This window comes from Staphylococcus warneri (genome assembly GCF_900636385.1).
GTDB classification, from domain to species: Bacteria; Bacillota; Bacilli; order Staphylococcales; family Staphylococcaceae; genus Staphylococcus; species Staphylococcus warneri.
This window is the reverse complement of sequence record NZ_LR134269.1, coordinates 909,171-935,532: the sequence shown is the minus strand read 5'-3', so window position 1 is coordinate 935,532 and position 26,362 is coordinate 909,171. Positions and strand designations below refer to the sequence as shown.

General features: G+C 31.9%; 27 protein-coding genes and 1 rRNA gene. 7 read left to right on the top strand and 21 right to left on the bottom strand.

Annotated elements, in window-relative coordinates:
• Nucleotides 1-30 precede the first annotated feature (30 nt).
• From EL082_RS04540 to bcp, 4 genes are all read right to left on the bottom strand, one after another.
• Nucleotides 31-1,583 (bottom strand): 16S ribosomal RNA (locus tag EL082_RS04540).
• Between the two features lie 652 nt (nt 1,584-2,235).
• A complete protein-coding gene (gene perR / locus EL082_RS04535) occupies nt 2,236-2,688 on the bottom strand; it encodes a peroxide-responsive transcriptional repressor PerR (protein ID WP_002452366.1) in 453 nt (150 codons plus the stop codon).
• Nucleotides 2,689-2,782: 94 nt separating this feature from the next.
• Nucleotides 2,783-3,733, bottom strand: coding sequence for a phosphoglycerate dehydrogenase (locus EL082_RS04530; RefSeq protein ID WP_002466115.1), 951 nt, complete (start codon nt 3,731-3,733; stop codon nt 2,783-2,785).
• Nucleotides 3,734-3,738: 5 nt separating this feature from the next.
• On the bottom strand, nt 3,739-4,194 hold the full coding sequence (gene bcp, locus EL082_RS04525) for a thioredoxin-dependent thiol peroxidase (RefSeq protein WP_002466137.1): 456 nt from the start codon (nt 4,192-4,194) through the stop codon (nt 3,739-3,741).
• A gap of 79 nt (nt 4,195-4,273) precedes the next feature.
• Here bcp and EL082_RS04520 point away from each other — a divergent pair, with 79 nt between their 5' ends.
• Both EL082_RS04520 and EL082_RS04515 read left to right on the top strand, forming a co-directional pair.
• Nucleotides 4,274-5,563 (top strand): glutamate-1-semialdehyde 2,1-aminomutase, encoded by a 1,290-nt coding sequence (locus tag EL082_RS04520; protein WP_049415956.1) that lies wholly within the window; start codon nt 4,274-4,276, stop codon nt 5,561-5,563.
• A gap of 386 nt (nt 5,564-5,949) precedes the next feature.
• Nucleotides 5,950-7,044 carry an FUSC family protein gene (locus EL082_RS04515; protein ID WP_002466118.1) on the top strand — a complete coding sequence of 365 codons (1,095 nt, stop codon included), beginning with the start codon at nt 5,950-5,952 and terminating at the stop codon, nt 7,042-7,044.
• Between the two features lie 89 nt (nt 7,045-7,133).
• Here EL082_RS04515 and EL082_RS04510 read toward each other — a convergent pair whose 3' ends face one another.
• The 3 genes from EL082_RS04510 to mutY form a co-directional block, all read right to left on the bottom strand.
• On the bottom strand, nt 7,134-8,870 hold the full coding sequence (locus EL082_RS04510) for an ABC transporter ATP-binding protein (RefSeq protein WP_002466149.1): 1,737 nt from the start codon (nt 8,868-8,870) through the stop codon (nt 7,134-7,136).
• Nucleotides 8,871-9,165: 295 nt separating this feature from the next.
• Entirely contained in the window at nt 9,166-9,708 is a 543-nt protein-coding gene (gene ntdP / locus EL082_RS04505) for a nucleoside tri-diphosphate phosphatase (RefSeq protein ID WP_002452360.1), read from the bottom strand.
• Nucleotides 9,709-9,821: 113 nt separating this feature from the next.
• Nucleotides 9,822-10,865 carry an A/G-specific adenine glycosylase gene (mutY, locus tag EL082_RS04500; RefSeq protein WP_002466100.1) on the bottom strand — a complete coding sequence of 348 codons (1,044 nt, stop codon included), beginning with the start codon at nt 10,863-10,865 and terminating at the stop codon, nt 9,822-9,824.
• Between the two features lie 151 nt (nt 10,866-11,016).
• Here mutY and EL082_RS04495 point away from each other — a divergent pair, with 151 nt between their 5' ends.
• Entirely contained in the window at nt 11,017-11,994 is a 978-nt protein-coding gene (locus EL082_RS04495) for a metal-dependent hydrolase (RefSeq protein ID WP_002466098.1), read from the top strand.
• Nucleotides 11,995-12,049: 55 nt separating this feature from the next.
• Here the strand turns inward: EL082_RS04495 and EL082_RS04490 are convergent, their stop codons facing one another.
• From EL082_RS04490 to EL082_RS04460, 7 genes are all read right to left on the bottom strand, one after another.
• Nucleotides 12,050-12,910, bottom strand: a complete 861-nt coding sequence (locus EL082_RS04490; RefSeq protein WP_002466145.1) for a hypothetical protein — start codon at nt 12,908-12,910, stop codon at nt 12,050-12,052.
• Nucleotides 12,911-12,918: 8 nt separating this feature from the next.
• A complete protein-coding gene (locus EL082_RS04485; RefSeq protein WP_002466103.1) occupies nt 12,919-14,427 on the bottom strand; it encodes an ATP-binding cassette domain-containing protein in 1,509 nt (502 codons plus the stop codon).
• Between the two features lie 14 nt (nt 14,428-14,441).
• Nucleotides 14,442-14,756 (bottom strand): YfhH family protein, encoded by a 315-nt coding sequence (locus EL082_RS04480; RefSeq protein WP_015364863.1) that lies wholly within the window; start codon nt 14,754-14,756, stop codon nt 14,442-14,444.
• Nucleotides 14,734-15,552 (bottom strand): recombination regulator RecX, encoded by an 819-nt coding sequence (recX, locus tag EL082_RS04475; RefSeq protein WP_015364862.1) that lies wholly within the window; start codon nt 15,550-15,552, stop codon nt 14,734-14,736. Before recX ends, EL082_RS04480 begins: the two co-directional genes overlap by 23 nt.
• Before the next feature lie 172 nt (nt 15,553-15,724).
• Entirely contained in the window at nt 15,725-16,534 is an 810-nt protein-coding gene (gene sgtB, locus EL082_RS04470; protein WP_002466157.1) for a monofunctional peptidoglycan glycosyltransferase SgtB, read from the bottom strand.
• Between the two features lie 234 nt (nt 16,535-16,768).
• Complete coding sequence (locus EL082_RS04465) at nt 16,769-17,287, bottom strand: type 1 glutamine amidotransferase domain-containing protein (protein ID WP_015364861.1); 519 nt, start codon at nt 17,285-17,287, stop codon at nt 16,769-16,771.
• Nucleotides 17,288-17,413: 126 nt separating this feature from the next.
• Nucleotides 17,414-17,575 carry an SE1561 family protein gene (locus EL082_RS04460; RefSeq protein ID WP_001830395.1) on the bottom strand — a complete coding sequence of 54 codons (162 nt, stop codon included), beginning with the start codon at nt 17,573-17,575 and terminating at the stop codon, nt 17,414-17,416.
• A gap of 232 nt (nt 17,576-17,807) precedes the next feature.
• Between EL082_RS04460 and yfkAB the strand changes: the two genes are divergently transcribed.
• Nucleotides 17,808-18,950, top strand: a complete 1,143-nt coding sequence (gene yfkAB / locus EL082_RS04455; RefSeq protein ID WP_002466151.1) for a radical SAM/CxCxxxxC motif protein YfkAB — start codon at nt 17,808-17,810, stop codon at nt 18,948-18,950.
• Nucleotides 18,951-19,069: 119 nt separating this feature from the next.
• Here yfkAB and EL082_RS04450 read toward each other — a convergent pair whose 3' ends face one another.
• From EL082_RS04450 to EL082_RS04440, 3 genes are read right to left on the bottom strand one after another with little or no spacing between them, the layout of a single operon-like run.
• Nucleotides 19,070-19,600: an acyl-CoA thioesterase gene (locus EL082_RS04450; RefSeq protein ID WP_002452295.1), complete on the bottom strand. Its 531-nt coding sequence runs from the start codon at nt 19,598-19,600 to the stop codon at nt 19,070-19,072.
• Nucleotides 19,601-19,658: 58 nt separating this feature from the next.
• Nucleotides 19,659-20,900 carry an aminopeptidase gene (locus EL082_RS04445; protein WP_015364860.1) on the bottom strand — a complete coding sequence of 414 codons (1,242 nt, stop codon included), beginning with the start codon at nt 20,898-20,900 and terminating at the stop codon, nt 19,659-19,661.
• Nucleotides 20,901-20,912: 12 nt separating this feature from the next.
• On the bottom strand, nt 20,913-21,116 hold the full coding sequence (locus tag EL082_RS04440; RefSeq protein ID WP_002466135.1) for a DUF1128 domain-containing protein: 204 nt from the start codon (nt 21,114-21,116) through the stop codon (nt 20,913-20,915).
• A 146-nt stretch (nt 21,117-21,262) separates the two neighbouring features.
• Between EL082_RS04440 and EL082_RS04435 the strand changes: the two genes are divergently transcribed.
• From EL082_RS04435 to EL082_RS04425, 3 genes are all read left to right on the top strand, one after another.
• Nucleotides 21,263-21,727, top strand: coding sequence for a low molecular weight protein-tyrosine-phosphatase (locus EL082_RS04435; RefSeq protein ID WP_002466141.1), 465 nt, complete (start codon nt 21,263-21,265; stop codon nt 21,725-21,727).
• A 6-nt stretch (nt 21,728-21,733) separates the two neighbouring features.
• A complete protein-coding gene (locus tag EL082_RS04430; RefSeq protein ID WP_103286364.1) occupies nt 21,734-22,018 on the top strand; it encodes a YtxH domain-containing protein in 285 nt (94 codons plus the stop codon).
• A 229-nt stretch (nt 22,019-22,247) separates the two neighbouring features.
• Entirely contained in the window at nt 22,248-23,483 is a 1,236-nt protein-coding gene (locus tag EL082_RS04425) for a YihY/virulence factor BrkB family protein (RefSeq protein ID WP_015364859.1), read from the top strand.
• A 58-nt stretch (nt 23,484-23,541) separates the two neighbouring features.
• Here the strand turns inward: EL082_RS04425 and vraR are convergent, their stop codons facing one another.
• The 4 genes from vraR to EL082_RS04405 are packed head-to-tail and all read right to left on the bottom strand — an operon-like array spanning nt 23,542 to nt 26,303.
• Complete coding sequence (gene vraR, locus EL082_RS04420; RefSeq protein WP_002466112.1) at nt 23,542-24,171, bottom strand: response regulator transcription factor VraR; 630 nt, start codon at nt 24,169-24,171, stop codon at nt 23,542-23,544.
• Nucleotides 24,161-25,204, bottom strand: a complete 1,044-nt coding sequence (gene vraS, locus EL082_RS04415; RefSeq protein ID WP_002466111.1) for a sensor histidine kinase VraS — start codon at nt 25,202-25,204, stop codon at nt 24,161-24,163. The genes vraR and vraS overlap by 11 nt, the downstream gene beginning before the upstream one ends.
• Entirely contained in the window at nt 25,201-25,902 is a 702-nt protein-coding gene (gene vraT / locus EL082_RS04410; RefSeq protein WP_103286363.1) for a cell wall-active antibiotics response protein VraT, read from the bottom strand. The genes vraS and vraT overlap by 4 nt, the downstream gene beginning before the upstream one ends.
• Before the next feature lie 14 nt (nt 25,903-25,916).
• Complete coding sequence (locus EL082_RS04405; protein ID WP_002466133.1) at nt 25,917-26,303, bottom strand: DUF2543 family protein; 387 nt, start codon at nt 26,301-26,303, stop codon at nt 25,917-25,919.
• Between the last annotated feature and the right edge of the window lie 59 nt (nt 26,304-26,362).

The following is a 26,362-nucleotide window of genomic DNA, read 5'->3' as shown; positions in this document are numbered from 1 at the left end:
TCTTCGAAGATGTTCCGAATATATCCTTAGAAAGGAGGTGATCCAGCCGCACCTTCCGATACGGCTACCTTGTTACGACTTCACCCCAATCATTTGTCCCACCTTCGACGGCTAGCTCCATAAATGGTTACTCCACCGGCTTCGGGTGTTACAAACTCTCGTGGTGTGACGGGCGGTGTGTACAAGACCCGGGAACGTATTCACCGTAGCATGCTGATCTACGATTACTAGCGATTCCAGCTTCATGTAGTCGAGTTGCAGACTACAATCCGAACTGAGAACAACTTTATGGGATTTGCTTGACCTCGCGGTTTAGCTGCCCTTTGTATTGTCCATTGTAGCACGTGTGTAGCCCAAATCATAAGGGGCATGATGATTTGACGTCATCCCCACCTTCCTCCGGTTTGTCACCGGCAGTCAACTTAGAGTGCCCAACTTAATGATGGCAACTAAGCTTAAGGGTTGCGCTCGTTGCGGGACTTAACCCAACATCTCACGACACGAGCTGACGACAACCATGCACCACCTGTCACTTTGTCCCCCGAAGGGGAAAACTCTATCTCTAGAGCGGTCAAAGGATGTCAAGATTTGGTAAGGTTCTTCGCGTTGCTTCGAATTAAACCACATGCTCCACCGCTTGTGCGGGTCCCCGTCAATTCCTTTGAGTTTCAACCTTGCGGTCGTACTCCCCAGGCGGAGTGCTTAATGCGTTAGCTGCAGCACTAAGGGGCGGAAACCCCCTAACACTTAGCACTCATCGTTTACGGCGTGGACTACCAGGGTATCTAATCCTGTTTGATCCCCACGCTTTCGCACATCAGCGTCAGTTACAGACCAGAAAGTCGCCTTCGCCACTGGTGTTCCTCCATATCTCTGCGCATTTCACCGCTACACATGGAATTCCACTTTCCTCTTCTGCACTCAAGTTTTCCAGTTTCCAATGACCCTCCACGGTTGAGCCGTGGGCTTTCACATCAGACTTAAAAAACCGCCTACGCGCGCTTTACGCCCAATAATTCCGGATAACGCTTGCCACCTACGTATTACCGCGGCTGCTGGCACGTAGTTAGCCGTGGCTTTCTGATCAGGTACCGTCAAGATGTGCACAGTTACTTACACATTTGTTCTTCCCTGATAACAGAGTTTTACGATCCGAAGACCTTCATCACTCACGCGGCGTTGCTCCGTCAGGCTTTCGCCCATTGCGGAAGATTCCCTACTGCTGCCTCCCGTAGGAGTCTGGACCGTGTCTCAGTTCCAGTGTGGCCGATCACCCTCTCAGGTCGGCTACGTATCGTTGCCTTGGTAAGCCGTTACCTTACCAACTAGCTAATACGGCGCGGATCCATCTATAAGTGACAGCAAAGCCGCCTTTCACTATTGAACCATGCGGTTCAATATGTTATCCGGTATTAGCTCCGGTTTCCCGAAGTTATCCCAGTCTTATAGGTACGTTATCCACGTGTTACTCACCCGTCCGCCGCTAACGTCAAAGGAGCAAGCTCCTTATCTGTTCGCTCGACTTGCATGTATTAGGCACGCCGCCAGCGTTCATCCTGAGCCAGGATCAAACTCTCCATAAAAAATTATGATGTTTGATTAGCTCATAAAACTAAATTAATTGTTGTAACTTTCGTTACATTATTAGAATTAACGTTGACATATTGTCATTCAGTTTTCAATGTTCTTTTTTTCGCTTACAATATCTCATTATATCGCGTTTGTTTTATGAAGTCAACAATAAATTTAAATTCTTTTTTAAGAACTTTGTTATTAATGACTCAACAAAATCTATAATATAATGTTTGAATTGAAAGTTCAATAGTCAAAATTACACTTTATCAACATTTACTTTAAAAAGTTAATGAAATCTTTTCAAATAGTTAATATCGTTTTGACGACTTTTATATATTACCAAGTAATTATATTAACGTCAACGCATTTCAACTATTTAATTTGTAAAAATTTACTCGAAGTATACCTTATTTTAATTTAAAGTGAACTATCATTTTTTAAAGTGTAATCCTCATCTCAAAATTGATCCCTATTTTACAATAACTCTTCTTTCGTATCTGACTTAAGTTTTCTAAGTACATGTTATATTTTTTTCATATAAAACATTTACATTACTTTTTTATTCTTTTAAATATATAAAAACCATGTTTGACTATTATGAGTCAAACATGGTTTTTAATTATTATTTACTATTGATTTATCTTTATGAGTATATGATGCCTATTCTTCTTTATCTTTGCATTCTTTACATATTCCATAAATTTCCATTCGATGATGTGTTACGTCAAATTCAGTAACATGTTGTGCTAGCTGTTCCACTTCGTCTAATTGTGGATAATGGAAGTCAACTATTTTACCGCATTTTTCACAAATAATATGGTAATGATTGTGAGTATTGAAATCAAATCGACTTGATGCATCACCGTATGTGAGCTCTTTTACAATGCCTATATCTTTGAATACTCTTAAATTATTATATATTGTCGCAACACTTATATTAGGAAAATCTGGTGAAAGTGCTTGATAAATTTCGTCGGCACTAGGATGTGTTTTTGAAGAAATCATGAATTTCAAGATTGCTTGTCTTTGAGGTGTTATACGTATACCAGCTTTTCTTAAAGACGCAATTGATTCTTCAAGTTCATGTTCTATTGATTCTAATTCCGCGCTCATTTTTTTCACCATCTTTCTAGTTAATAATGATTATTACTTAATACTAATATAACTGTTACAATTTACAAATGTCAATAAAACAGTTGTATTTTCATTAATATCCTTTTTCTAGATCCACTTCATTCTCAATTACGCTGCTATAATTGAGAAAATGTTCCAAGTTTTTAATAAATATTTTTGTAACGTCCTCATTAATACCTTGATCATTTCCTGTAATATGCGCAGTTATAGTTACGTTGTCTAGTTCATATAATGAGTTATCTGGTGTTAATGGCTCTTTTTCAAATACATCTAAGTAAGCATGTCTGATTTCATTATTGCTTAATGCTTCAATCAATGTATCTTCCTCAACTATTGTACCTCTACCGACATTAATAAACATTGTACTTGCTTTCATTTTTTCAAAGTCTTCATATTTTAATAAATGAATCGTTTCATTTGTTTCTGGTAAACTATTGATTACTATATCGCCTTTTTCTAATAAGTCACTTAGATATTCAATTTTGTGTACTTCATCAAACCATTTTTTCTGTTTGCCTGATTTACTTACACCTATAACCTTCATATCAAAAGCTTTCGCTAACTTTGCTGTTCGTTGTGCGATTGCTCCTGTGCCTAAAAACAATATGCAATCACCATTTAATCTTCTGCCTGTCATTTTCGAATCATATATCTTGTTTTGTTGATTAATATAAGACGTTCTCATTTTCTTATAATCATCTAAAATAAATGCAATGATGAATTCAGATAGTTGTTTTGCTTGTACTCCCCTACTATTAGTTAACGTAATATTGTGTTCCTTAATATATTTTAATGGTAAAGAATTAACACCAGTAGCATACCAAGCAATCCACTTAAGATTTGGGCAATCCTCTAACAATGTTTCATCTAGATTTCCATCATATCCAATTAAGATATCGAGTGATTGTCTGTCTTCATTTGGTATATTTTTAGCTTTCTTAATAAATTTAAATTCTACCTGCGGAAATGTTTCTTTTAATTTATCTTCTAACTCTCCTAATCTAAACAGACTAACTACTTTCATCAATATCACTCCAAAATGTTTTTTAGTTCTTCAATTTGGGTCTTAACTTTTACTTTTTCAATAACATCTTTAACTATGCCCTGCTCATCTATAACAAACGTTGTTCGAACTATGCCCATGCTTTCTTTACCGAATGATTTTTTCAATTGATATACACCGACTTCATTGGAAAGTTGATAGTCTTGATCTACGAGTAAATCAAAGTTAAGCTTATGTTTCTCTATAAAATTTTGATGCTTTTTCTTAGAATCACCACTCACACCATAGATATTCACATTCAAATCATTAAACATTTCGATATTATCTCGAAAATCACAAGCTTCTGTAGTACAAGTTGGTGTATTATCTCTAGGATAGAAATATAATATTGTCACTTGACCTTTTATCGTTTCATTAGTAATGCGTTCTCCATTTTGATTTTCTAATGAAAATTCTGGGAATTGATCACCTTTTTTTAACATTTAATCACCTGTTTCTTCATTATGTTAATTTTATGATACGATAATAAACGACAATATTAAATTAAAAGAGGTTGATAATATGAACTTTACTGAAAGTGAACGACTTCAGGAATTATCGAATGAATATATTTTAGGTGGCGTAAACTCTCCATCTCGTTCTTATAAAGCAGTTGGTGGTGGAGCACCAGTAGTAATGAAAGAAGGTAAAGGGGCTTATTTATATGATGTAGATGGCAACAAATTTATAGACTATTTACAAGCATATGGTCCTATCATTACTGGTCACGCGCATCCTCACATTACAAAAGCAATTCAAGAACAAGCTGCTAAAGGTGTATTATATGGAACACCTACTGAATTAGAAATTGAATTTAGTAAGAAATTGCGAGAGGCCATTCCTTCTCTTGAAAAAATTAGATTTGTAAACTCTGGTACTGAAGCTGTTATGACTACTATAAGAGTTGCACGTGCCTATACTAAACGTAATAAAATCATTAAATTTGCCGGTTCATATCATGGACATTCGGATTTAGTACTAGTTGCCGCTGGTAGTGGTCCTTCACAACTTGGCTCCCCTGATTCTGCAGGTGTCCCAGAAAGCGTTGCTAAAGAAGTGATTACTGTACCATTTAACGATATTGAATCATACAAAGAGGCAATTAATCACTGGGGTGACGACGTTGCTGCCGTTTTAGTAGAGCCTATAGTAGGTAACTTTGGTATGGTAATGCCAGAACCAGGATTTTTAGAAGAAGTTAATCGTATTACTCACGAAAACAATAGTTTAGTCATTTATGATGAAATCATTACAGCGTTCAGATTTCATTATGGTGCTGCTCAAGACTTACTTGGTGTCATCCCTGATTTAACTGCTTTTGGTAAAATTGTAGGTGGTGGTTTACCAATCGGAGGTTATGGCGGCCGACAAGATATAATGGAACATGTAGCGCCACTTGGGCCAGCTTATCAAGCAGGTACTATGGCTGGTAACCCATTATCAATGAAAGCAGGTATTGCTTTACTTGAAGTTTTAGAACAAGACGGTGTTTATGAGAAATTAGATAAACTAGGGAAACGATTAGAAGACGGTCTATTACAATTAATTGAAAAACATCAAATCACCGCAACAATTAATCGTATATACGGTTCTCTCACATTGTACTTTACTGATGAAAAGATTACCCATTATGAACAAGTAGAGAATTCTGATGGTGAGGCTTTTGCAAAATTCTTTAAATTAATGCTTAATCAAGGTATTAATTTAGCTCCTTCTAAATTCGAAGCTTGGTTCTTAACTACAGAACATACTGAAGAAGACATTGATCAAACACTTAAAGCAGCTGATTATGCGTTTAGTCAAATGAAATAATTTTTAGTTATTCAAGCGGCTGTGATAAAAGAGTCCTTACCTATAATCCTGCTTTGGGGATGCCGTTAATTAATCCAAGACATAAACTTTGTCTTGGATTTTATTTATATAAAGCATTATAATTTCGGTTTGTTAGACTATGTCTAATTGAAAATAAATCACATTTTCTATTTATGAAATTTTATATTTATAGCATGTTAAGTATTGGCTACCTTACCTCTTATTATTAAACTACTCTATTTATTAAAATAAACGCCATAGTTAATGCAATTTAATTGTCATGAGTAATGCTCATATTCACTTGAAATTTATTGTCAGTCAGTGTATAACAATAATGAATACGAATTTATTATTATATTCAATAAAACTTAAAAGGAGCGCTATTTTTGAGACTTGGAGCTCGGATTTTAAAAACTGGTATAGCAATTATATTAGCTATGTCTATCGCTTCTTTACTACCTGATAATGTTGGTCTTAAATCATTAGCCGGCGTCAGTGCTGTTGTTGCAATGCAACCCAGTGTCTATAAGTCGATAAAAACAGTTTCAGACCAAGCTATAGGTAACATTATTGGTGCGTTATTGGCTGTCACTATGGTGACGATCTTTAGTGATAATTTCATTATTATGGGTGTCACAGTTATATTATTAATTGCAATTTTATTCAGATTTAACTTAGCCCATGTTGCTACATTAGCAAGTGTAACTGCATTAATCATTATGGGACAACATACAGGGTCTTTCTATGTTGCCGCTTTCTTTAGATTTGTTTTAGTGATGATTGGTGTACTAAGTTCTTCAATTGTGAACTTGTTATTCTTGCCCCCTAAATTCGAAACGAAAATCTATTATAATTCTGCTAACATTTCGTCTGATATATTTGTATGGTTTAAACTCGTATTAAATGATACATCCGAATTTCATAATATTAAACAAGATGGCGATCAACTCAATACTAGGATCAATAAACTAGAGCAGATTTATAATTTTTATCACGAAGAAAGACCACTATTTAAAAAGCATATCCACGCACAATATCGAAAGAAAATTTTATTCAAAGAAGTAGTAAGAACGACTAGATTAGCTTATGAAGTGTTAAATAGAATGTCACGTTATCAAAATGACTTACATCAACTAAATAATCAATTATTATTACAGATTAAATTAGAATTGGATTCACTTATTGCTTTCCATGAACAAATTTTAAAAAGTTTATCTAAAAAAGCAAAATATAATGTGGCTCAATTTCAATATGAAGTTGATAATCCACAAAAGAAAGATTTAATGGATGCCTTTCAAAATGAATTAATCCATAATCCATATCAAACGCTTTATTCCTATGCCAATATTATGCAAATCATCGCAGCTATTGAAGAGTATCGATATCATTTAGAACATTTAGATCGTTTACGTATTAGTTTCTTCACATATCACCGTTCAGATTCTGATATTGATATCGCTGATGAAGATTTTGATTTATAAACCTCAATGAATGTTAGCAATAAATATCCAATTCAAACAGAAAGAAGAGCTTAAGGCACTAAAATGCTTTAAGCTCTTCTTTGTCATATTTATAAATTTTGAATACTGTATAAGTGTTCATATGCACCTTTTTTATCGATTAATTCTTGATGAGTGCCCGTTTCGACAATTTGTCCATTTTGCATCACTACAATCTTATCTGCATGTGTGATTGTTGATAATCGGTGTGCCACGATTAAAGTAGTACGATCTTTACTTAACACATCAAGTGCTTCTTGAATAATCGCTTCACTTTCTAAATCTAATGCACTTGTTGCTTCGTCTAATATTAGTATTGGAGGATTATTTAAGAAAATTCGTGCTATTGATAGTCTTTGTTTTTGCCCACCTGATAATTTGACACCGCGTTCCCCTACTTCAGTGTCATATCCATCTTGTAAATTCATAATAAAATCATGAGCATTGGCCATTTTAGCCGCTTCAACAACTTCTTCATCTGTCGCATCAGGTCGACCTAATAAAATATTTTCTTTTACAGTGTCAGAAAATAATATATTATCTTGTTGAACTAAACCAATTTGATTTCTAAGGCTACCTGTTAAGAAGTCTTTAATATTATGTTGATCAACTAGTATTTCACCATCAGTAACGTCATAAAATCTTGGTATTAAATTGATTAAGGTAGATTTTCCTCCACCACTCATTCCTACAAAAGCAACTGTTTCTCCTTTATTTATTGTAAGATTAATATCTTTTAAAACTTCTTGTTCATTCTCATTATATTTGAAACTTACATGTTTTAATTCGATTTGACCTTGTTTAATCTCTATAGGTTGTGCACCTACACCGTTTTTAATGTCATAATCTTCATCAATTAATTGAAATACACGATCCATTGAAGCGAAACTTTGTGTAAGTGTAGTAAATGATGAAACTAAACGTCTTAAAGGTCCAAACAATTGTTCAAGATATCCAACAAATGCGGCTAAGGTACCTACTGTAATAGATCCACTAATAGCTAAATACGCACCTACACCAATTACTATTATTGGACCTATATCAGTTACAGTGTTAATTGCTGCAAATGAATATGCATTCCATCTTGTATGTTTGAAGGCTTTTTGTAAAAAGTTTTGATTTCGGTTATCAAAATTTTGTGCTTCATTGTCTTCAATAGCGAAGCTTTTGATAACAGACATACCTTGAACACGTTCATGTAAAAAACCTTGCACTTCTGCTAATGCTTGAGATCTAACTCTAGTTAACTTTCTTAATCTTCCAAAGAAGAAATATACAGTTAAAATATAAAATGGGAATATAAATATTGCTGCAAATGTTAATTTAACATCAAGGAAGAACATAATCGTTAAAGCAATAATAATTGTAATACAATCTAACCAAATGTTCATAAGACCTGTTAAGATAAAATCTTTAGTTTGTTCCACGTCATTAATTACTCGTGATATCACTTGTCCAACTTGATTGTTGGCATAAAATCGAGCACTTAATGCTTGTAAATGATTGTATAACTGTTTACGAATATCATATAAAATTTTATTACTTGTCCATTGTGCTAAATATTGTCTTATAAATTCAATTGGTGGCCTTACAATTAAAAAGATAAATAAAGCTATACCTATGGCAATTGCTAAATGTGAATATTTTTCACTAGCGCTTAGGGAGTGATTGTTAATAACACCATCAATCGCATATTTTATAAGTAATGGAATTAACATCGGTATACCGAATTTAATAATACCAACAATAATAGTAGCAATGATTCGATATTTGTATGGTTTTACAAATTCTAAATATCGTCTAATCATTTGTTGTAATCCCCCCACTTTTATTTGATTTTGATTTATTTAAAATGGAACAGAGGTTGGATACGGTAAATACTTTTTGAATAACAACTCATCGCAACTATCACTAATAATTAGAAAAATAGTTAATGAATGTTATTCTACGGTAATTTACTTACATATCTCAACCTCTGAATGATATGATTATCAAGTTTAGCTATGTTGATAGAGATTGGTTCATATCAAATTATCTTTTTAAATAATCCAATGCAACATGGAATAATATAAACCATCTCTATATGTTTTACATCTTATTTGCTTAATAATCTCTAATTTTCTTATATCGCTCTTTCCATACTTTAATAAAGTCTGGTGCGAACGGGCCTTTTTTCTGTTCAATCCATTGTTGTAAAATATCCACACTACGTCTCAATATAACATCTATATCATGAGGGTAGTTCATTTGATTCATATGTTGTTCATACTCATCTTCATCTAATAAATGATATTTACCATTAGGATAAACTTTAATATCAAGGTCATAGTCTATATATTTTAAAGCTTCCTCATCACATACAAACGGTGAAGACAAGTTACAATAGTAGTAAACGCCGTCTTCACGAAACATACAAATGACATTAAACCAGTATTCTGAATGAAAGTATACAATTGCTGGTTCTCTAGTAATCCATGTACGACCATCACTTTCTGTTACTAGTGTATGATCGTTACCACCGATAATTACATGATCAGTTCCTTTTAAAATAGTTGTTTCAGACCATACACGATGGATGTTACCATCATGCTTATAACTTTGAATCTTTATATCTTGTCCTTCTTTAGGTATGGATTCTTTTACCATACTCCACACCACCTTTATACTTTTTAACCATCTAGATTATATCATATTTATAAAGTACTTCTGAACTTTGATGCAATTAAATTTATGCTTTAAATTCATTTATTTTTCTATAGTTACCCTTCAATAAATTGATAAATCTTAGCCATAGGTACTGGAAAAGTAAATTGATCACGTTGTTCTAAATCGAACCATATCATATGATCAGGTAGAGATACTGATTCAATCTCAAGTTCCTCTGGTACACTATACACCTTAATATGCCATATTAAATGTGTGAATTGATGTTTTAATTTAAAAATAGGTTCAGATAAAGGCTCAATCTGGTGATTTAATTGCTTTGATATTTGGTCAATCGCATGGGCTGTTTCAAACATTGGAAATTCCCACATACCATTTAATAATCTTTCTTGTCTTTTTTCTAATAAATATTCACCACGACTATTACGAATTAGAAAAACACTTTGCTCAATCGTTTTCTTTTTAACAGTCTTAGTTTTAACTGGTAAATCTAATACAGTTCCTTTATCATATGCTTCACAATTTTCTTGTACTGGACAAAACATGCAAAGCGGATTTTTAGGTGTACAAATTAAAGCACCTAGTTCCATCATAGATTGGTTAAATGTACCAGCTTCTTCTTGTACATATGGTAGTAATTCTTGTTCATATGCTTTACGAGTAGATTGTAGTTTTATATCTCTACTGTCATTATTCAGTCTAGACCATACTCTAAATACATTGCCGTCAACGGTAGGGAGTGGATGGTCAAATGCAATACTCATAACCGCTGCTTGTGTATAGGGGCCAACGCCTTTTAAAGATTTAAAATGTTCAGGATCCGATGGCACAATACCTTGATAATCATGTTGAACTTCTTTAATCGCATGATGAAAGTTTCGCGCACGACTATAGTATCCTAACCCTTCCCAATATTTGAGTACTTCATCTTCATGTGCCTCACTTAAATCAGCAATAGTAGGGAAGCGTTGTATAAATCTATCATAATAATCAATAACTGTTTTAACTTGAGTTTGTTGCAACATGACTTCGCTTAACCATATATAATATGGATTCGTCGTTTCACGCCAAGGCATAGAGCGTTGATTTTGATTAAACCATTGCATTATATTATTTTTAAAATTGTCTTCTAAATACATATATTTCCCTTCCTACAACATTTATGATGTTTTAAATTAAGCACAATGGCTATTTTACATACATGTTATATAAAGTAATGTGAGTTGATTTTGTTATTCCAACTTTTAGATTATAATATATTATAAATTAAGACGAAATGAGTGAACATATATGGATACAGCCACGCATATCGTGATTGGTGTTGGTCTTACAGCACTTGCAACACAAGATCCTGCTATGTCTGATACATTTGCGGCAACCGCTACAACATTAATTGCAGGATCACTGATACCTGATGGAGATACAGTATTAAAACTAAAAGATAATTCAACTTATATTTCACACCATAGAGGTATTACACACTCTATACCATTTACAATCTTATGGCCTATTTTAATCACATTTTTAATTTTTGTCATATTTAACCATACGAACCCTTTACATGTATGGATGTGGGCTCAATTAGCTGTTTTCTTGCATGTATTTGTTGATATCTTTAATTCTTATGGTACACAAGCATTAAGACCTATTACAAATAAGTGGATTCAACTAGGTGTAATTAATACTTTCGATCCAATAATATTTATTATTTTATGTATTGGCGTGGCATTATGGACATTTGGTGTACATCCATACTTAGCCTTTTTCCCAATTATCGGGGTACTCATTATATACTACATTGTACGATTTAAAATGCAATCATTCTTAAGAAAACAAGCATTAAAGCAAATAAAACAAGAACATAATCCAGTTAAAGTTTTCGTTATTCCTACATTAAAATTCATGGAATGGCGTATAGCGATTCAAACAGATGAACATGATTATGTTGGTAGATCCTATGGTAGAAATATTGTTTTTAGTGATAAGGTCAAACGTCAACATTTATCAATTGATTCATTATTATGGAAAGTTAAAAACAATAAAGATATTAGAACATTTTTAAATTTCTCATCTATTTATCGTTGGCAAACAACACCATTAGAAGATGGTACTACTGAAATTAGATTAATGGACTTGAGATATTTAAATAACGATCATTACGCATTTGTTGCAATTGCCCATTTAACTCAACAAGATGAAATCGATCACTCTTACATTGGATGGGTATTTAGCGAAGATAAACTTCAACGTAAATTATTTGCCAAATAAAATAGCCAAGGCACTTGGATGACTTCAATCTCCAAGTCCTTGGCTATTTTTCTCGTTATTTCTTTTGATTAGTCTCTACTTTTTCATTTTTATTTATTTCATTTAAGCTTTCTTTCTCATCATTAGATTGAACTACTTTTTGTAATTTTATATTTTGATTTCTATATTTCGCATGAGCTACATAACGTGACAATGCAAAATTAATAATAGAAATGATCGCAATAAAACATACCATGTATAGGTGGTAAGGAATGTTTGCTACGCTCACATTTCCAAATAACACTGATTGCGCCAATCCATTAACCACATAATATAAAGGATTTAACATTAATAAATGTTCTACAAGTGACAAGTGTGTCTTTGGCATATAGATAATAGGTAATATAAAAAATTCTACTATACAAAAGATATAGAAATATTTATCAATTTTATAATTAAGAATTTTCAATAGACCAAATGTCACTGACAATAAACTTATAAGCACTATAGCAACAAATACAAAGTATAACGTAGCTATTAATGAACTTTCATAGTTTATAGGTTTCAATAATGCAATGATAGTCATTAGTATAAATATAACTACACTTCCAACTATAGCGGTAATTACAGTAGGTGTTACTGGTGTAATATGAAAAGATTTCGTAATTAAATAATCTTTAGCGTATAATCTATAACAACCGTATAAAGTGAGCATGATAAAGATAAATGCAAATAGTGTTAATAGTCTATATAACCAAATGCCATGGATAACTTCTGTAGCATTTGTAAATTTAAAAAATAGTTCTGCTATTAAAATAAACACTAAGCCAACTATAAAACTTAAAGTAAACCACTTCCATAAACTTTTAATCCTTTTTATGGTGTATGTTAAAAGATGTGGTAAGTTTTTAAAATATAATATTATATTATCGATCATGTTTACACCTACAATTCAATATATATCCATTTATTATCTTTTAAATCAGCAATAAAGTAACCATCTCCTGATTTACAAATCCAAATATCCTTTTTGATATTAAACTTATCTTTGAGCTCGCTTTTATCAACAATCGGAATGACAAATCCATTTAATTGATTCTCATCATTAAATAGCATTTTAATCGGTTGTGATGTAATATCAGCCACAAAACGATTATCATCTTCAGGTACTAGTGATTTTTTCACAGAATCATGGTCTTTATGTAAATGGCTGTTAAAATAATCCACATATTTACTGTAATTGGATTTAATAAATGGAGACAATGTTTTAAAACTATGTTTTTCATATAAACCTGCTGGATTAAAGTATTCTAATTGATTCTTAGCTATAGTATAACGTTTACCACTAACATCAACACGATAATTTTTACTGTTTTCACCATCAATAGTCACGACACTGTATTTGGGCAAAGTTAAATTGCTTGAACCAGAAAGTTTACTACTGCCCTTTAATGCAATTCCGTAAGCCAATTTATCCTCATATGTATCTTTTGATTGTGATTGAAGTGTAGCTTGGTTATTTTCAGGTACGTTAACAATGCCTAAATTATTCAATATAAATATGCCCATTAGTGCTAAACCTAAAATAAAGCTAACCATTAAAGTCCAAAATCTTACCAAGAATACCGGTGGTTTCGCATGATTATATCGTTCAATTCGTTTAAAATTATAAGTCATTTCTGGCATTCTTGTTCTACTTTTTTTCCAATCGAGATCAAATGATGCAAGTTCTTCTTTTGATTCAATACTTTTTCTATCTTTTTCATGCTCTTTAAAGGTAGGAATAACTTGATTAACAGAGCCTTCCATACGAATTTGACCATGAGAAACCCATGTAATATAGTTACTTACTTGTTCTATTTTATCAATGTCATCATCGATGAAGACCATTGTTTGATTATTATCTATGTATTCATTAGATAGTTCAACTGCTCTATCCATAAATGTTTCATCTAAATATTGAAGCACATGATTTAAAATGATGATGTTAGATTTGCATGATCTCGCCACGCTTAATAACAATTGCGCAAATTCCTGTTTTGACATTTTAGAAATAACTTGTTGCTCATTTACATGAGCATATTGTATAACTTGATCTGCTTTATGATTTGATATTTGATAAGGAAATAGTTCAACGATATGAGTGACATAATCCTTAACAGTTTGATGAATCATGCGTCTATCTTCGATATCTCCATAATATATATGATCCAGTTGTACTAATTTACCTTTATCTGGTTCGATAGATCCGGATAACAACCTTCCTATTAGCCTTTTTGATGAACCTGGTTCTCCAATAATACCTAAAGATTCTCCTTGGTATATATGTAGTGAAATATTATTTAAATCAATGTCTTCTGCGCCGTAACCAAAAGGTAAGTACCATTTTTTAGTTTTTTTGTTTCTATAATAGTGAGTGACTTTCAGTAACTTTAAAACGATTGAACTTCCCATTTTATTTCATCCTTCTACAATTTTAATAATGCAATTGGTAATCCTTCTTCGGGTTCACTACTTTTAATTCTGAAGCCCCAAGCAAATATACCTTTCAGTCTTTCTACTTTAAAATATTGATCACTACCATCATTTAATTGATAAATACGGCCTAACTCAATTTGGTTACGATCAACAAGGTAGCTTTCTGCTACAATGACTTTACTTTGATAGACGTCATATTCATTTAAAATACCGTTCATTTCTGCTTTTCTCATTTTTTCTTTATATGTTTGAATTTCATGTCTTAATTCTTGTTCAGACATCTCACTCAATTTCTTCTGTTCCATGTTCGATACCACTTTCTTCTAATTTAGATTTAATTTTATCATATTTATAGCCTTTTCTCATAAGCGTTTCTATCGTTTTTCTAATAACTTGTTGACCTTCATATTTTCTTTGTTGCTTGTTATATACTTTTTCTAAATCTGTTTGTAACATATAATCAAGTTGGTCTTCGTCTTCTGTGAAATCTAATTCATCCATAGCTTCTTTAATTCTTTCCATCGTATACCCTTTTTGCATCAATGATTGCATGACTTTTTGTTTTAGCTTAGACGTCGGACCTTTTTTAGTTCGTATTACTTTATTCGCAACTTTAACTATATCCTCTAGTGGCTGCTGTTCTAAATAAATTTCTGTATATTGGTCAATGATATTAGGTTCTATACCAGCTTGATACAACTTTTGCTTATATATTTCAGGACCTTTATCAGTTGTATTAATCATTGTATTTTTTAAACTTTCTGCATAGTCATCATGGTCTATTAGTTTTTCTTGGTAACAATAATCTATGACTTGTTGAATTGCCCCTTCAGAAACTTCGTTTTTTAATAAATGCTGTCTAACTTCTTTTTCAGTGCGTTTTCGATATGATAGAAATTGAATTGCATCATTTAAACCTCTACGATAATGATCATGCTTTTGTATTTGTTCCATATCTGAGGGCTCTAGTATTTGATCTTTCTTTAAATTAAATTTAACTAAAGTATCAATATCAATGCCCATTTCAAACTCGTTATCAAGATATAGATTAAATCTTTCTTTATTTTTCTTTTGAACTTCTAACTTAGTGATTTTAGGCATCATACACCTCCACTTGCGTATTGTATATTACATATTATGACATAGTTTGATGATTATCTAAAAACCATTGCTTTACAAAAAAATAAACACCCTATCAACTACACAATATTAGAACATCATTTACACATTACTGTAATTGAGTCAGTTTATATTGCGCGTGATAGGGTACTTTTTAGTTACCTAATTGTGCCATTGCTTCTTCATATTGTTCATCAGAAATATAATGAAGTTGCTTCATCTTTTCTAAGTTTGTTTTAACTCTATTTATAAAATTATCAGACATATCTTCGATATTATAAACACTTGGTGCATTGACTTTACTAGCTAATATAGCACTTTGCAATACACTAATTTGCTTTAAGTTTTGATTGTTTTTGTTAGTAGTTGCACCGAAATAATGATTGGCTGCACCTTCAACCGTATATTGATTATCACCAAAATATATATTATTTAAATAAAAACTTAGTATTTGGTTTTTATCATATTGTTTCTCAACTTTGTGTGCAACAAATAATTCTTTTAATTTTCTTGTAAATGAACGTTCATTATCGTAATAATAATTTTTAACAACTTGTTGTGTAATCGTGCTACCACCTTGAACATCATGATCACTTAATGTTGAAAATAATGCACGCGAAGTACCCTTAAAATCAAATCCATGGTGCTTATAAAATCGTTCATCTTCTAACGAAATAAATGCACCTCTTACATATTCAGGCATTTGATCAGCAGCAACGTAATCATTTTTATTTTCTATCGATTTTAAATCATCTACATTAGCTCTAGAAGACATAAAATACATTAATCCTAAAAATAGAACAATAATAATTGTTAATATGATTAAAATTCTTAAAAAAATACGTTTACTTTTTTTCTTTTTAGGTGGTTTTCCTACTGGTTGATAATAAGTATTATAGTGAGGTTCACGCATATCTTGTTGATACGTTTCATTCGATTGTGCAAATCTATCGCTTCTTTTCATGCATTTGCTCCTTTACTTAAACTCACTGTTATAATTTGAGTTTACCAGTAGTTAAGAGGATTAGCTATACTTTATCTTAAAAATCAGTCCCAGGGTGTACTTGATTCTATACGTTTTTACTTAAAATTGTCAAAAAAATGATTATAACTTCTGATCATTAATATTTAAATTCTATAAACAAAGCCTGTTGAAATTAATCAACAGGCTTTTGTGAACTCTTATTAAACTCATAAATTAGTCTTCTAGTTGTTTAACAATTTCTCTGTTAAAATCATCTAAATCATCTGGTGTACGACTCGTTACAATGTTGTTATCTACAACTACTGATTCGTCTACAACATGAGCACCCGCATTAGATAGGTCTTTTCGAACATTTAATACTGCTGTTAATGTTCTACCATTTAAATCATCAGTATCAATTAATACTTGAGGACCATGGCAAATTGCGAAAGCAGGTACATCATTTGTTGTGAAATATTTAGCAAAAGTGCCGTATCTACCTTCTGCATCACCACGTAAATGGTCTGGTGCAAATCCACCTGGTATTAATAAACCATCGTAATCTTCTGGTTTAGCATCGGCAATACTTACTTGAACTGTTGCTTTTTCACCATGTTTACCTACAACCTCTTGGTTTTCGTTATCTCCAACAATAACAGTTTCAATGCCAGCATTTTCTAATGCTTCTTTAGGGCTTGTTAATTCTATATCTTCAAATTCATCTGCTAAAATAATAGCTACTTTTTTACTCATAATGTAATCACCTTTCTATTGTTCGATTATATTTATTACTTTCACTCTTTTAGGTGAATTTAAACATCATCTAACAATTGAAAAATAATCGTCACTAAAGTGTCACTATTATTAATTACCTAATAATTATTTTGAAACTTGTTTCACTTTTTCTTCTAATTGGTCTAATAATCCAATCCACTCATCAATGTCTTCAACGCGTACTTCATCAGGGTTTACGTGATCAATATCTTCAATAAATTTGTTTAATCGTGTTTTAATTTGGTCAATCGTTTGTTGTTCACTCATATTAAATAAGCGCTCCTTTGATTTGTTTTTTTGATAATATCATCCTAACAGAATTTGACAAAAAGGGATATAATCTTAATAATGTTTACTGTACTTTTTACAAAATTTAAAGAGCAAGACTTGGTAAAAGTTAGATATACATATATTTTGTAATGAACAAATACATACTAATGATTTACATTTTTTCACATCTAATTTTATACTAACGTCTCCTCTTTTAGGAGTAATTATCATGTTAACAACTAATAAACAACCTATTTCAATATATAACGATCCTTGGGAAGCCTATAATGATGTCATTGATAATGGGCAACTTACTTTAAGTAATATAGAGTTTACAACTACTAATTTATGTAATATGAGATGTAGTCATTGTGCGGTTGGTTATACACTTCAAACAAAGGACCCCGAACCCTTACCCATGGATATTATATACCGTAGATTAGATGAAATACCAAATTTACGTACGTTATCAATTACAGGTGGCGAACCCATGTTCTCAAAAAAATCCATCAAAAATGTTGTTAAACCATTATTAAAATATGCACATCAGCGTGGGATTTACGTTCAAATGAATTCAAATTTAACATTGCCACAAGATAGATATCTAGATATCGCTGAGTATATCGATGTGATGCATATTTCTCATAACTGGGGTACTATCCAAGAATTTACAGATGTGGGATTCGGTGCTATGAAAAAACAACCACCTTTGAAAGCGAAACTCAAACTATATGAACAAATGCTTGATAACGCTAGCACGCTCTCTGAGCAAGGTATGTTCGTTTCCGCAGAAACAATGTTGAATCAAAGTACTTTACCCTATTTAAATAAAATCCATCAAGAGATTGTGAACGATATGAAATGTAGTCGCCATGAGGTACATCCAATGTACCCTGCTGACTTTGCTAGTTCATTAAATGTGTTGTCATTAAAAGAAATGAAAGAAGCAATACATCATTTATTAGATATTAGAAACGAAGATACATGGATGCTTTTTGGTACATTACCTATTTATCCATGTATTAATGACGAAAATGACCAACTTTTATTACAACGATTAAGAAATGCTAAAAACGTTACGATGCGAAATGACCCAGATGGTCGTAGCCGTTTAAATGTAAATGTATTTACAGGTAATGTCATTGTTACTGATTTTGGTGATGAAAATGGTACTATCTCTAATATTCAAAAAGATAAACTGACTGATGTTTTTAATCAATGGCTCAATTCTGATTTAGCACAATCACTCAACTGTCATTGTGCTGAATATCAGTGCTTAGGACCCAATGTTTTAGTGAAAAATATGTACTACCCTAATACAGATTTCAGAGAAAATGAAAAAGCAATGCATGCTAAACATATTTTCTCGTAACGCCTAATTTGTATAGCATTTTAATTTAAAACAGATATAGCTTAAAATAAAGTACCTCTATCTCAATGTGTTTCAATGCATTGAGATAGAGGTACTTTTATTATGAATTAATTTAAGTATTATCTTTCAATATGTTGGATTTTTGATAAATACTCGATTGTATTTTTGCTTTCATCACGACGTTCTTTGCGACGGGCCACACGTTGTGGCGCAGTTTCATGGAACCATTTTTCAACTTTATCTTCTGGATAGACTTGAGGTACTTGTGTTGGTTTACCACTTTGGTCCAATGCAACGAAAGTTAAAAAGCTGAGGGCAGCTAATTTTCGTTCACCTTCGAACACATCTTCAATAATAATTTGTACACATACCTCCATTGAACTACTACCTGTGTACGAAACCATCGCTTCATATGATAAAATATCCCCATTTTTAATCGGTAGTAAAAAATCAACAGAATCTGTCGATGCTGTAACAACTGAGTTACCAGCATGTTTCATTGCAGTAATTGCTGCAATTTCATCAACATTAGCCATTAATGTACCACCAAACATTGTATGATGATGATTTGTATCTTGTGGGTAGACTTGTCTAGACTTCAAACTTTTAGATTCTGACATTGCTTTTTTAGTCACTTGTTGTTTTGCCATTCATATCTTCCTATCTCTTAATGAATTTTGACTCCTCATATTTTATATAACATGATGTTTAGTTTGCCCAATTACCATTTTCAAATACGAGTTCTTTTGTATCATCTTCTAATATGCCATAAATAGTTAAATCTGCACTTCCAATCATAAAGTCTTCATGCACATTTGAATCATTTAAACCACTTGCAATTTTTTCTTCGGTAGTCATTTCTGTCCCACCTTCAATATTGAACCCATATGCTGAACCTATTGCTAGATGACAAGATGCATTTTCATCAAATAACGTATTATAAAAGATTGTATTACGATTAGAAATTGGTGAATCATCTGGTACTAACGCAACCTCACCTAATCGTTTAGCACCTTCATCTGTATCCAATAAGTCTCTTAACACATCTTCACCTTTATCTGCTTTAAAATCAATGATTTCTCCATCTTTGAATGTCAATGTAAAGCCATCAATAATATTACCATTAAAACTTAAAGGCAATTTATTTGTCACATATCCATTAACGTTGTTTCTATCTGGTGCAGTGAATACTTCTTCAGTAGGTATATTAGCAATAAAAGCCTGTTGATCACCATTGACATAACTAGTCGCATCTTCCCAAATATGTCCTTTTGGTAAGCCAACAACTAAGTCTGTACCTTCTGATAGATAGTGTAATGCTTTATATTGTTTTTTCTGCAATTTATCAGCATGCACACTTAAATTCTTGACATGAGATTGCCAATTTTGAATCGGATCGTTACCATCAACTCGTACAATATCAAACACTTCATCAACAAAAGTTGTATATGCGTCTTCCACTGATTTATCAGGATAAACGCGTTGTGCCCAAGCTTTAGATGGAAATGCTGCTACGACCCATGGAAATTGATTCTTTTGACTCGCTTCCATATAACCTTTATACGCTTTTGAATATTGTAATTGATATGCTTTTAATTTACTTGCATCGATACCACTTAATAAATCTGGATCTTCAGTTAAAATTGCTAGATTTGCAGCCCCTCTTTTTACAAAGTCCATTCTAGCTTCAACATCATATGACTTAACGTCGTTATTTTCAAAGTGGTCTAGAGATTCATGTTCAAATTTTAATCGTTTTAAACGTGGATCAGCATACTCAACTCTTACATCTGAAGCACCAGCAATGTATGCCTCTTCAACGACTAAATGAGTCAGTTCCAATGCTTCAACTGATGATCGAATAAATACGGGTTGCTTATCTTGGACATTCATCCCTACTCTAACTAATAGCTGTGCATATTGTCTTAATTTGTCTTGATAGTTACTCATTTAGGTTCCCCCTTATTGTCGTAATTGTCCTAGTGCATCTGCAATTGCAGTGACTTCGCTAGGTGAAAAAGAATCTTTTGAAGTGACAAATTGGTGAATTTCTTTAATTTCATCATGATTTGCCTCTTTAAATTTATCTGGATCGATAAGTGCTTTATTGACAATATTTAATTTTTGTCTAATCTCAGTAATCATCTCTTCATTAGATAATGCCACGCGTCTCACCTCTTTATATTAGTAATCATATTCTATCAAACTAACATACTTTATGGAACTTTAATAGAAATTGAAAAAATTTACTTTCTAATTGTTTGAAGAACCATTAAAATGGGGATATAATTACATGGTTTGGAGGAATCAATATGGTAGACGTTGCTTTTGTATGTCTTGGAAATATTTGCCGTTCTCCAATGGCTGAAGCTATCATGAGACAAAGACTTCAAGACAGAGGCATTAAAGATGTTCAAGTACATTCTCGTGGCACTGGAAAATGGAATTTAGGAGAACCTCCACATGAAGGTACTCAAAAGATTCTTAATGAACATCAAATTCCTTTTGATGGTATGATTAGTGAGCTATTTGAACCAACAGATGATTTTGACTATATTATTGCAATGGATCAAAGTAATATAGAAAATATCAAAGCAATTAATCCTAACATTCAAGGACAATTGTTCAAACTGTTAGAATTTAGTAATATGGAAGAAAGTGATGTACCAGATCCATACTACACAAACAATTTTGAAGGTGTATATAAAATGGTACAATCATCTTGTGATCATTTAATTGACTACATCGTAAAAGATGCAAATTTGAAAGAGGGGTAAAAAATTATGGAAAACAAATTCATTCCTGGTGTATTATTAGGCGCTGTTATCGGTGGCGCAGCAACATTAGCTGATAAATCAACTCGTAATTCATTAAAACAATCATTCTCTAATGTTAAAGAAGGCAAAAAATCTCAAAAACCTTCTAAAGTGAGTAGCATTAAAGATGAAGTAATGTACTGGAAAGATGTTATCGAAGAAATTCGTCGTAACAATCCAGAATTAGAACGTTCTATTAAAGATGCTAAAGACACATTTGTTAATAGAAAAAATGAACGTATTAGTAAGTAATGGAATGCCAAATGGGCAATTTTATTGAATATTGGCTTTATAGCCAATGAGTAATCTAGCTATATAAAATAGTGAAATACTTCTAATATTATTGTCCCACTCCATTAATACGGGGGTGAGTTTAAGAATTCATTTCCAAATGAGTTCTTTCTCACTCCCTTTCTTTACAACTAATCATAAATTAAAATTGCATTTAAAATTCGATGTCAAAGGACTAAAGGAGATTGTTATGTCAAAGAAAGAAAAAACAAGTTCCAAATTCCTTAACTCTGCAAAAGAATACGAAGAGCATAAGGATGACAAAAATAGTGATAATAAAATTAAAGTAGACCGTACATATATTGAACCACAGGAGTTTCAATCTAAGGAACCTAAGAAAGATAATCAAGTTTTCTTCTTATCAAGATTAAACAAACCTGCTAAATATACAAAGAATTCAAATTTCTTTTCATATTTAGTTTATCGAATTGGTAAAGATGATGCTTCAGGTTTAGCAGCACAAATGACTTATCATTTCGTTCTTGCGATGTTCCCTATGTTGATTTTCTTATTAACATTGTTACCATTCTTTAATATTGAACAAAGCCAAATTACTAGCATGTTAAGCAGTGCACCATCTGAAACATCATCAATCATAAAAGGTGTTATTGGCGATGTAACGAAGAACTCAAGTGGTGGCTTACTATCTGTCGGTTTGATCTTAGCAATTTGGTCAGCTTCAAACGGTATGACAGCAATTATGAACTCATTTAACGTTGCTTACGATGTTGAAGATAGTCGTAACGGTATTTTACTAAAACTTCTAAGTGTTGTATTTACAGTAGTAATGGGTGTTGTATTTGCTATCGCAATGGCATTACCAACATTAGGTTCTGCAATAAGTCATTACTTATTCGGGCCATTAGGCTTAGATTCTGAAGTGAAATGGGTATTCAATTTAATAAGAGTGGTATTACCACTTATCATCATTTTAGTTTTATTTATTGTGCTATATTCAGTTGCACCTAATGTAAAAACAAAAATCCTATCTGTATTGCCAGGTGCTATTTTTACTTCTATCATTTGGTTACTAGGATCATTTGCATTTGGTTGGTATATTTCTAACTTTGGTAACTATTCTAAAACGTATGGTAGTATCGCAGGTATCATTATTTTATTAATTTGGTTATACTTAACAAGTTTCATCATTATTATAGGCGCAGAAATCAATGCGATTATTCACCAACGTCATGTAATTAAAGGTGAAACACCAGAAGAAGCAGCATTGAAACATGATGATAACAACCAAAACCATTACAACGAAGATACAACTTATGAATATAATGATCATCGTGAAATTGGTAAAGATGAAGATTATAATATTGATAAAGATGCTAATGACAAGTATCAAGAAGATCAAAGTACAATGAAAGATAAAATTGTTAATAAAATTAAAAATAATGATTCTGAAGATAAACATTCTTAATCATAAAATTAAAGGCCAAGTGGAATTGATAAACATCATCCACCTGGCCTTTTTATAATTATTGAATTAAGTTATGTTGGAAAGCATAAATGACTGCTTGTGTTCTATCTTGAACTTCTAATTTACTTAGAATATTACTTACATGTGTTTTAACTGTTTTTATTGTAATGTGAGATGCACTAGCAATCTCTTGATTGGAGTAACCTTTAGCAATTAACAATAAAATTTCCATTTCTCTTTCTGTTAACATTTCATATAGCTCAGCGCGTTTTTTCATTCTGTTACGCATTTTAACTAATACTTCTGGTTCAAACACCGATTCACCATTGTATGTTTTACGAACCGCTTCTGCGATATCACTAGCACTTGTAGTCTTTAAAATATAACTATCTACACCAGCATCTAAAGCTCGATATACTTCTTTATCTTCAATGAAACTTGTAAGCATTACTACTTTGATGTGAGGTAAATCCTTTTTTATTTCTGTTGTCGCTTCTACACCATCCATATCATCCATCAGTAAGTCCATTAGAATTAAATCTGGTTGTAACTCGTGTGCCTTTGCAATTGCATCTTTCCCAGACTCTCCTTCTCCCACTACTTCAATGTCAGATTGTGTTGATAAGTAACTTGATATACCTATTCTAACCATCTCATGGTCGTCTACAAATAATACTTTAATCGCCATACGAATCCTCCTTGTTTAATGGTGCTTTAACTTCAATACGTGTACCAGAGTCTGGTAACGATACGATATGGAAGGTAGCACCAATTTCTAGTGCACGTTCACGCATATTCTTTAATCCATAACTTTGTTCAAGTTTCTCATCTACATTAAAACCTTTACCATTATCTTGTATACGTAAAAGCAGATAATCTTGCTTATTAAATAATTCAACCGTTACTCTTGTGCCATTAGAATGTCTCAATGTATTTGAAATTGCTTCTTGTGTAATTCTGAATAAATGATCCTCAATTCCTTTTGGCACTTTAAATTCTTGAATTTCATGCACTACTTTCATTGGTACTTTCTTTTGAAGGTCAATGACTAAATCTTTAATACCTTCACCTAATGATTTATCTTTTAATCCTAATGGTCTTAAATGAAGTAACAATGCTCTCATCTCTAGTTGTGAATCTTGGACCATCTTTTCAAGTACGGGTATTTGTTGATCTAATGGTGGTTCTAACTGTGTTTCTTTTATTGCAGATAACATCATACTCGCAGCGAATAATTGTTGGCTTACAGAATCATGTAATTCTCTAGCTAAGCGTTGTCGCTCATCTTCAATAATCTTTTTAACTTTAACATCATTCATATTGTAATTTTCGTTAGTTAAATTTTGTGTTTTCATTCTTAATCGATGTAACTCTTGATTTAACGGGACAAGTGTATGATATATTTCTAACGTCTCGCTATACAATTCAATATTTTGATCATTAATTCCAACAGTTTCCCCTTCAATTGATCGCTCAATTTGAGTTTTAATCCAATCATTCTGTTGATTAATTTTATATGCTAGAACTGATCCAACTATAATACATAATAATATAACTATAATATTTAAAAATAAGAACACTGGAATACCGAAAATTTGTGTATAAAACATTCCTTGAAAGTAAATGATGTTGACAAAAACTTTATCAATAAATAAGAACGCCGTTAACATACTATATATCAATATCAGCATTGACCCAATAGCTCTTATATAGTGATTCATCTATATATCACCTCTAGGTCACCAATAAATGTTGATACATAGACATTAACCGTATAATTTTCTTCTTTTGTCTTCTCTTCAACATGAATATTATTATTCTCTATCTTATATAATTTTTCATTTATATTTGCTGAACCATAAAATGCAGTAGCATGGATATTAATATTATAATTTAATGGCACAATCACTTGAACTTTACCTAATATATGTCTCACAACAATAGTATTGTTATCTTTAATATTCGCGGCTTTAGTCAAATCGATATGAATATCTCCAATTCCATGTTGGATTTGAACATCTTCCCACTTATATACATATACTGGTGTACGTTGCTCACCAAACCATTTCTGCTTAATAAATGCTGGCGATGTAACTTCTTCTTCAGTTGCTGTTACTTTTAAAGGTTTAAATTTATAAATTAAGTACCTTACAATTAATATCAATAAAAATATAAACAAAATGATAATCGTATATTTATTAGATAATAAGGTGAATGCAATTAATAAAGTACCAATCCAAAAGGATAACAAACCTCGTACTTTATGAAAGTAAATATATCCTACATAGACAAGTACACATCCTAAAAGTAAAACGAGTAAAAAGCCTATTTTTTCAAAGAATATATAATAAAAATTAGCAATAATCATTAATGCTGTAAAAACTATCAACAATTCTGTTGATATATATTTATGTGTCATGATTCGCCACCTTTCTATGCCACAGCACTCATATAATGAATTAAATGACATTCTTTTTCTATAGTCATTTTCTCTTTTGCTTGTTCACTTATTTTAGACTCAATTTGAGCACAATACGCTTCAATTTGATTTAAATTATTTCTTAATGACGCAATTTCATTATCATGTACCTCTTCTGCACATCTAATATTATATAAATCTGCGATATCTATATATTTATTTTCTAATGCTAAAGAAATACTGTCAATTAACTTTTTGAGTTGCATTCGCTTTTCACTTAAATAAGCTATATACTCTTCAATATCTTTCAATTTTTTGTCTAATTTCATTTTATAATCATCAATATTGTATCGTAATGATGTTTTAAATATTTTATTTAAGTAAATCTCCATGTAATTCATAGAACCACCTCGCCCTTGATTAGGTTCTATTATAAAACAATTCCGAAACCATCAGTAAT

Bases quoted from the DNA above. Each gene is read 5' to 3' on its own strand.
- perR (WP_002452366.1), bottom strand. From the start codon at position 2,688: ATGAGCGCGGAATTAGAATCAATAGAACATGAACTTGAAGAATCAATT.
- EL082_RS04530 (WP_002466115.1), bottom strand. From the start codon at position 3,733: ATGAAAGTAGTTAGTCTGTTTAGATTAGGAGAGTTAGAAGATAAATTA.
- bcp (WP_002466137.1), bottom strand. From the start codon at position 4,194: ATGTTAAAAAAAGGTGATCAATTCCCAGAATTTTCATTAGAAAATCAA.
- EL082_RS04520 (WP_049415956.1), top strand. From the start codon at position 4,274: ATGAACTTTACTGAAAGTGAACGACTTCAGGAATTATCGAATGAATAT.
- EL082_RS04510 (WP_002466149.1), bottom strand. From the start codon at position 8,870: ATGATTAGACGATATTTAGAATTTGTAAAACCATACAAATATCGAATC.
- ntdP (WP_002452360.1), bottom strand. From the start codon at position 9,708: ATGGTAAAAGAATCCATACCTAAAGAAGGACAAGATATAAAGATTCAA.
- mutY (WP_002466100.1), bottom strand. From the start codon at position 10,865: ATGTATTTAGAAGACAATTTTAAAAATAATATAATGCAATGGTTTAAT.
- EL082_RS04495 (WP_002466098.1), top strand. From the start codon at position 11,017: ATGGATACAGCCACGCATATCGTGATTGGTGTTGGTCTTACAGCACTT.
- EL082_RS04490 (WP_002466145.1), bottom strand. From the start codon at position 12,910: ATGATCGATAATATAATATTATATTTTAAAAACTTACCACATCTTTTA.
- EL082_RS04485 (WP_002466103.1), bottom strand. From the start codon at position 14,427: ATGGGAAGTTCAATCGTTTTAAAGTTACTGAAAGTCACTCACTATTAT.
- EL082_RS04480 (WP_015364863.1), bottom strand. From the start codon at position 14,756: ATGGAACAGAAGAAATTGAGTGAGATGTCTGAACAAGAATTAAGACAT.
- recX (WP_015364862.1), bottom strand. From the start codon at position 15,552: ATGCCTAAAATCACTAAGTTAGAAGTTCAAAAGAAAAATAAAGAAAGA.
- sgtB (WP_002466157.1), bottom strand. From the start codon at position 16,534: ATGAAAAGAAGCGATAGATTTGCACAATCGAATGAAACGTATCAACAA.
- EL082_RS04465 (WP_015364861.1), bottom strand. From the start codon at position 17,287: ATGAGTAAAAAAGTAGCTATTATTTTAGCAGATGAATTTGAAGATATA.
- EL082_RS04460 (WP_001830395.1), bottom strand. From the start codon at position 17,575: ATGAGTGAACAACAAACGATTGACCAAATTAAAACACGATTAAACAAA.
- yfkAB (WP_002466151.1), top strand. From the start codon at position 17,808: ATGTTAACAACTAATAAACAACCTATTTCAATATATAACGATCCTTGG.
- EL082_RS04450 (WP_002452295.1), bottom strand. From the start codon at position 19,600: ATGGCAAAACAACAAGTGACTAAAAAAGCAATGTCAGAATCTAAAAGT.
- EL082_RS04445 (WP_015364860.1), bottom strand. From the start codon at position 20,900: ATGAGTAACTATCAAGACAAATTAAGACAATATGCACAGCTATTAGTT.
- EL082_RS04435 (WP_002466141.1), top strand. From the start codon at position 21,263: ATGGTAGACGTTGCTTTTGTATGTCTTGGAAATATTTGCCGTTCTCCA.
- EL082_RS04430 (WP_103286364.1), top strand. From the start codon at position 21,734: ATGGAAAACAAATTCATTCCTGGTGTATTATTAGGCGCTGTTATCGGT.
- EL082_RS04425 (WP_015364859.1), top strand. From the start codon at position 22,248: ATGTCAAAGAAAGAAAAAACAAGTTCCAAATTCCTTAACTCTGCAAAA.
- vraR (WP_002466112.1), bottom strand. From the start codon at position 24,171: ATGGCGATTAAAGTATTATTTGTAGACGACCATGAGATGGTTAGAATA.
- vraS (WP_002466111.1), bottom strand. From the start codon at position 25,204: ATGAATCACTATATAAGAGCTATTGGGTCAATGCTGATATTGATATAT.
- vraT (WP_103286363.1), bottom strand. From the start codon at position 25,902: ATGACACATAAATATATATCAACAGAATTGTTGATAGTTTTTACAGCA.
- EL082_RS04405 (WP_002466133.1), bottom strand. From the start codon at position 26,303: ATGAATTACATGGAGATTTACTTAAATAAAATATTTAAAACATCATTA.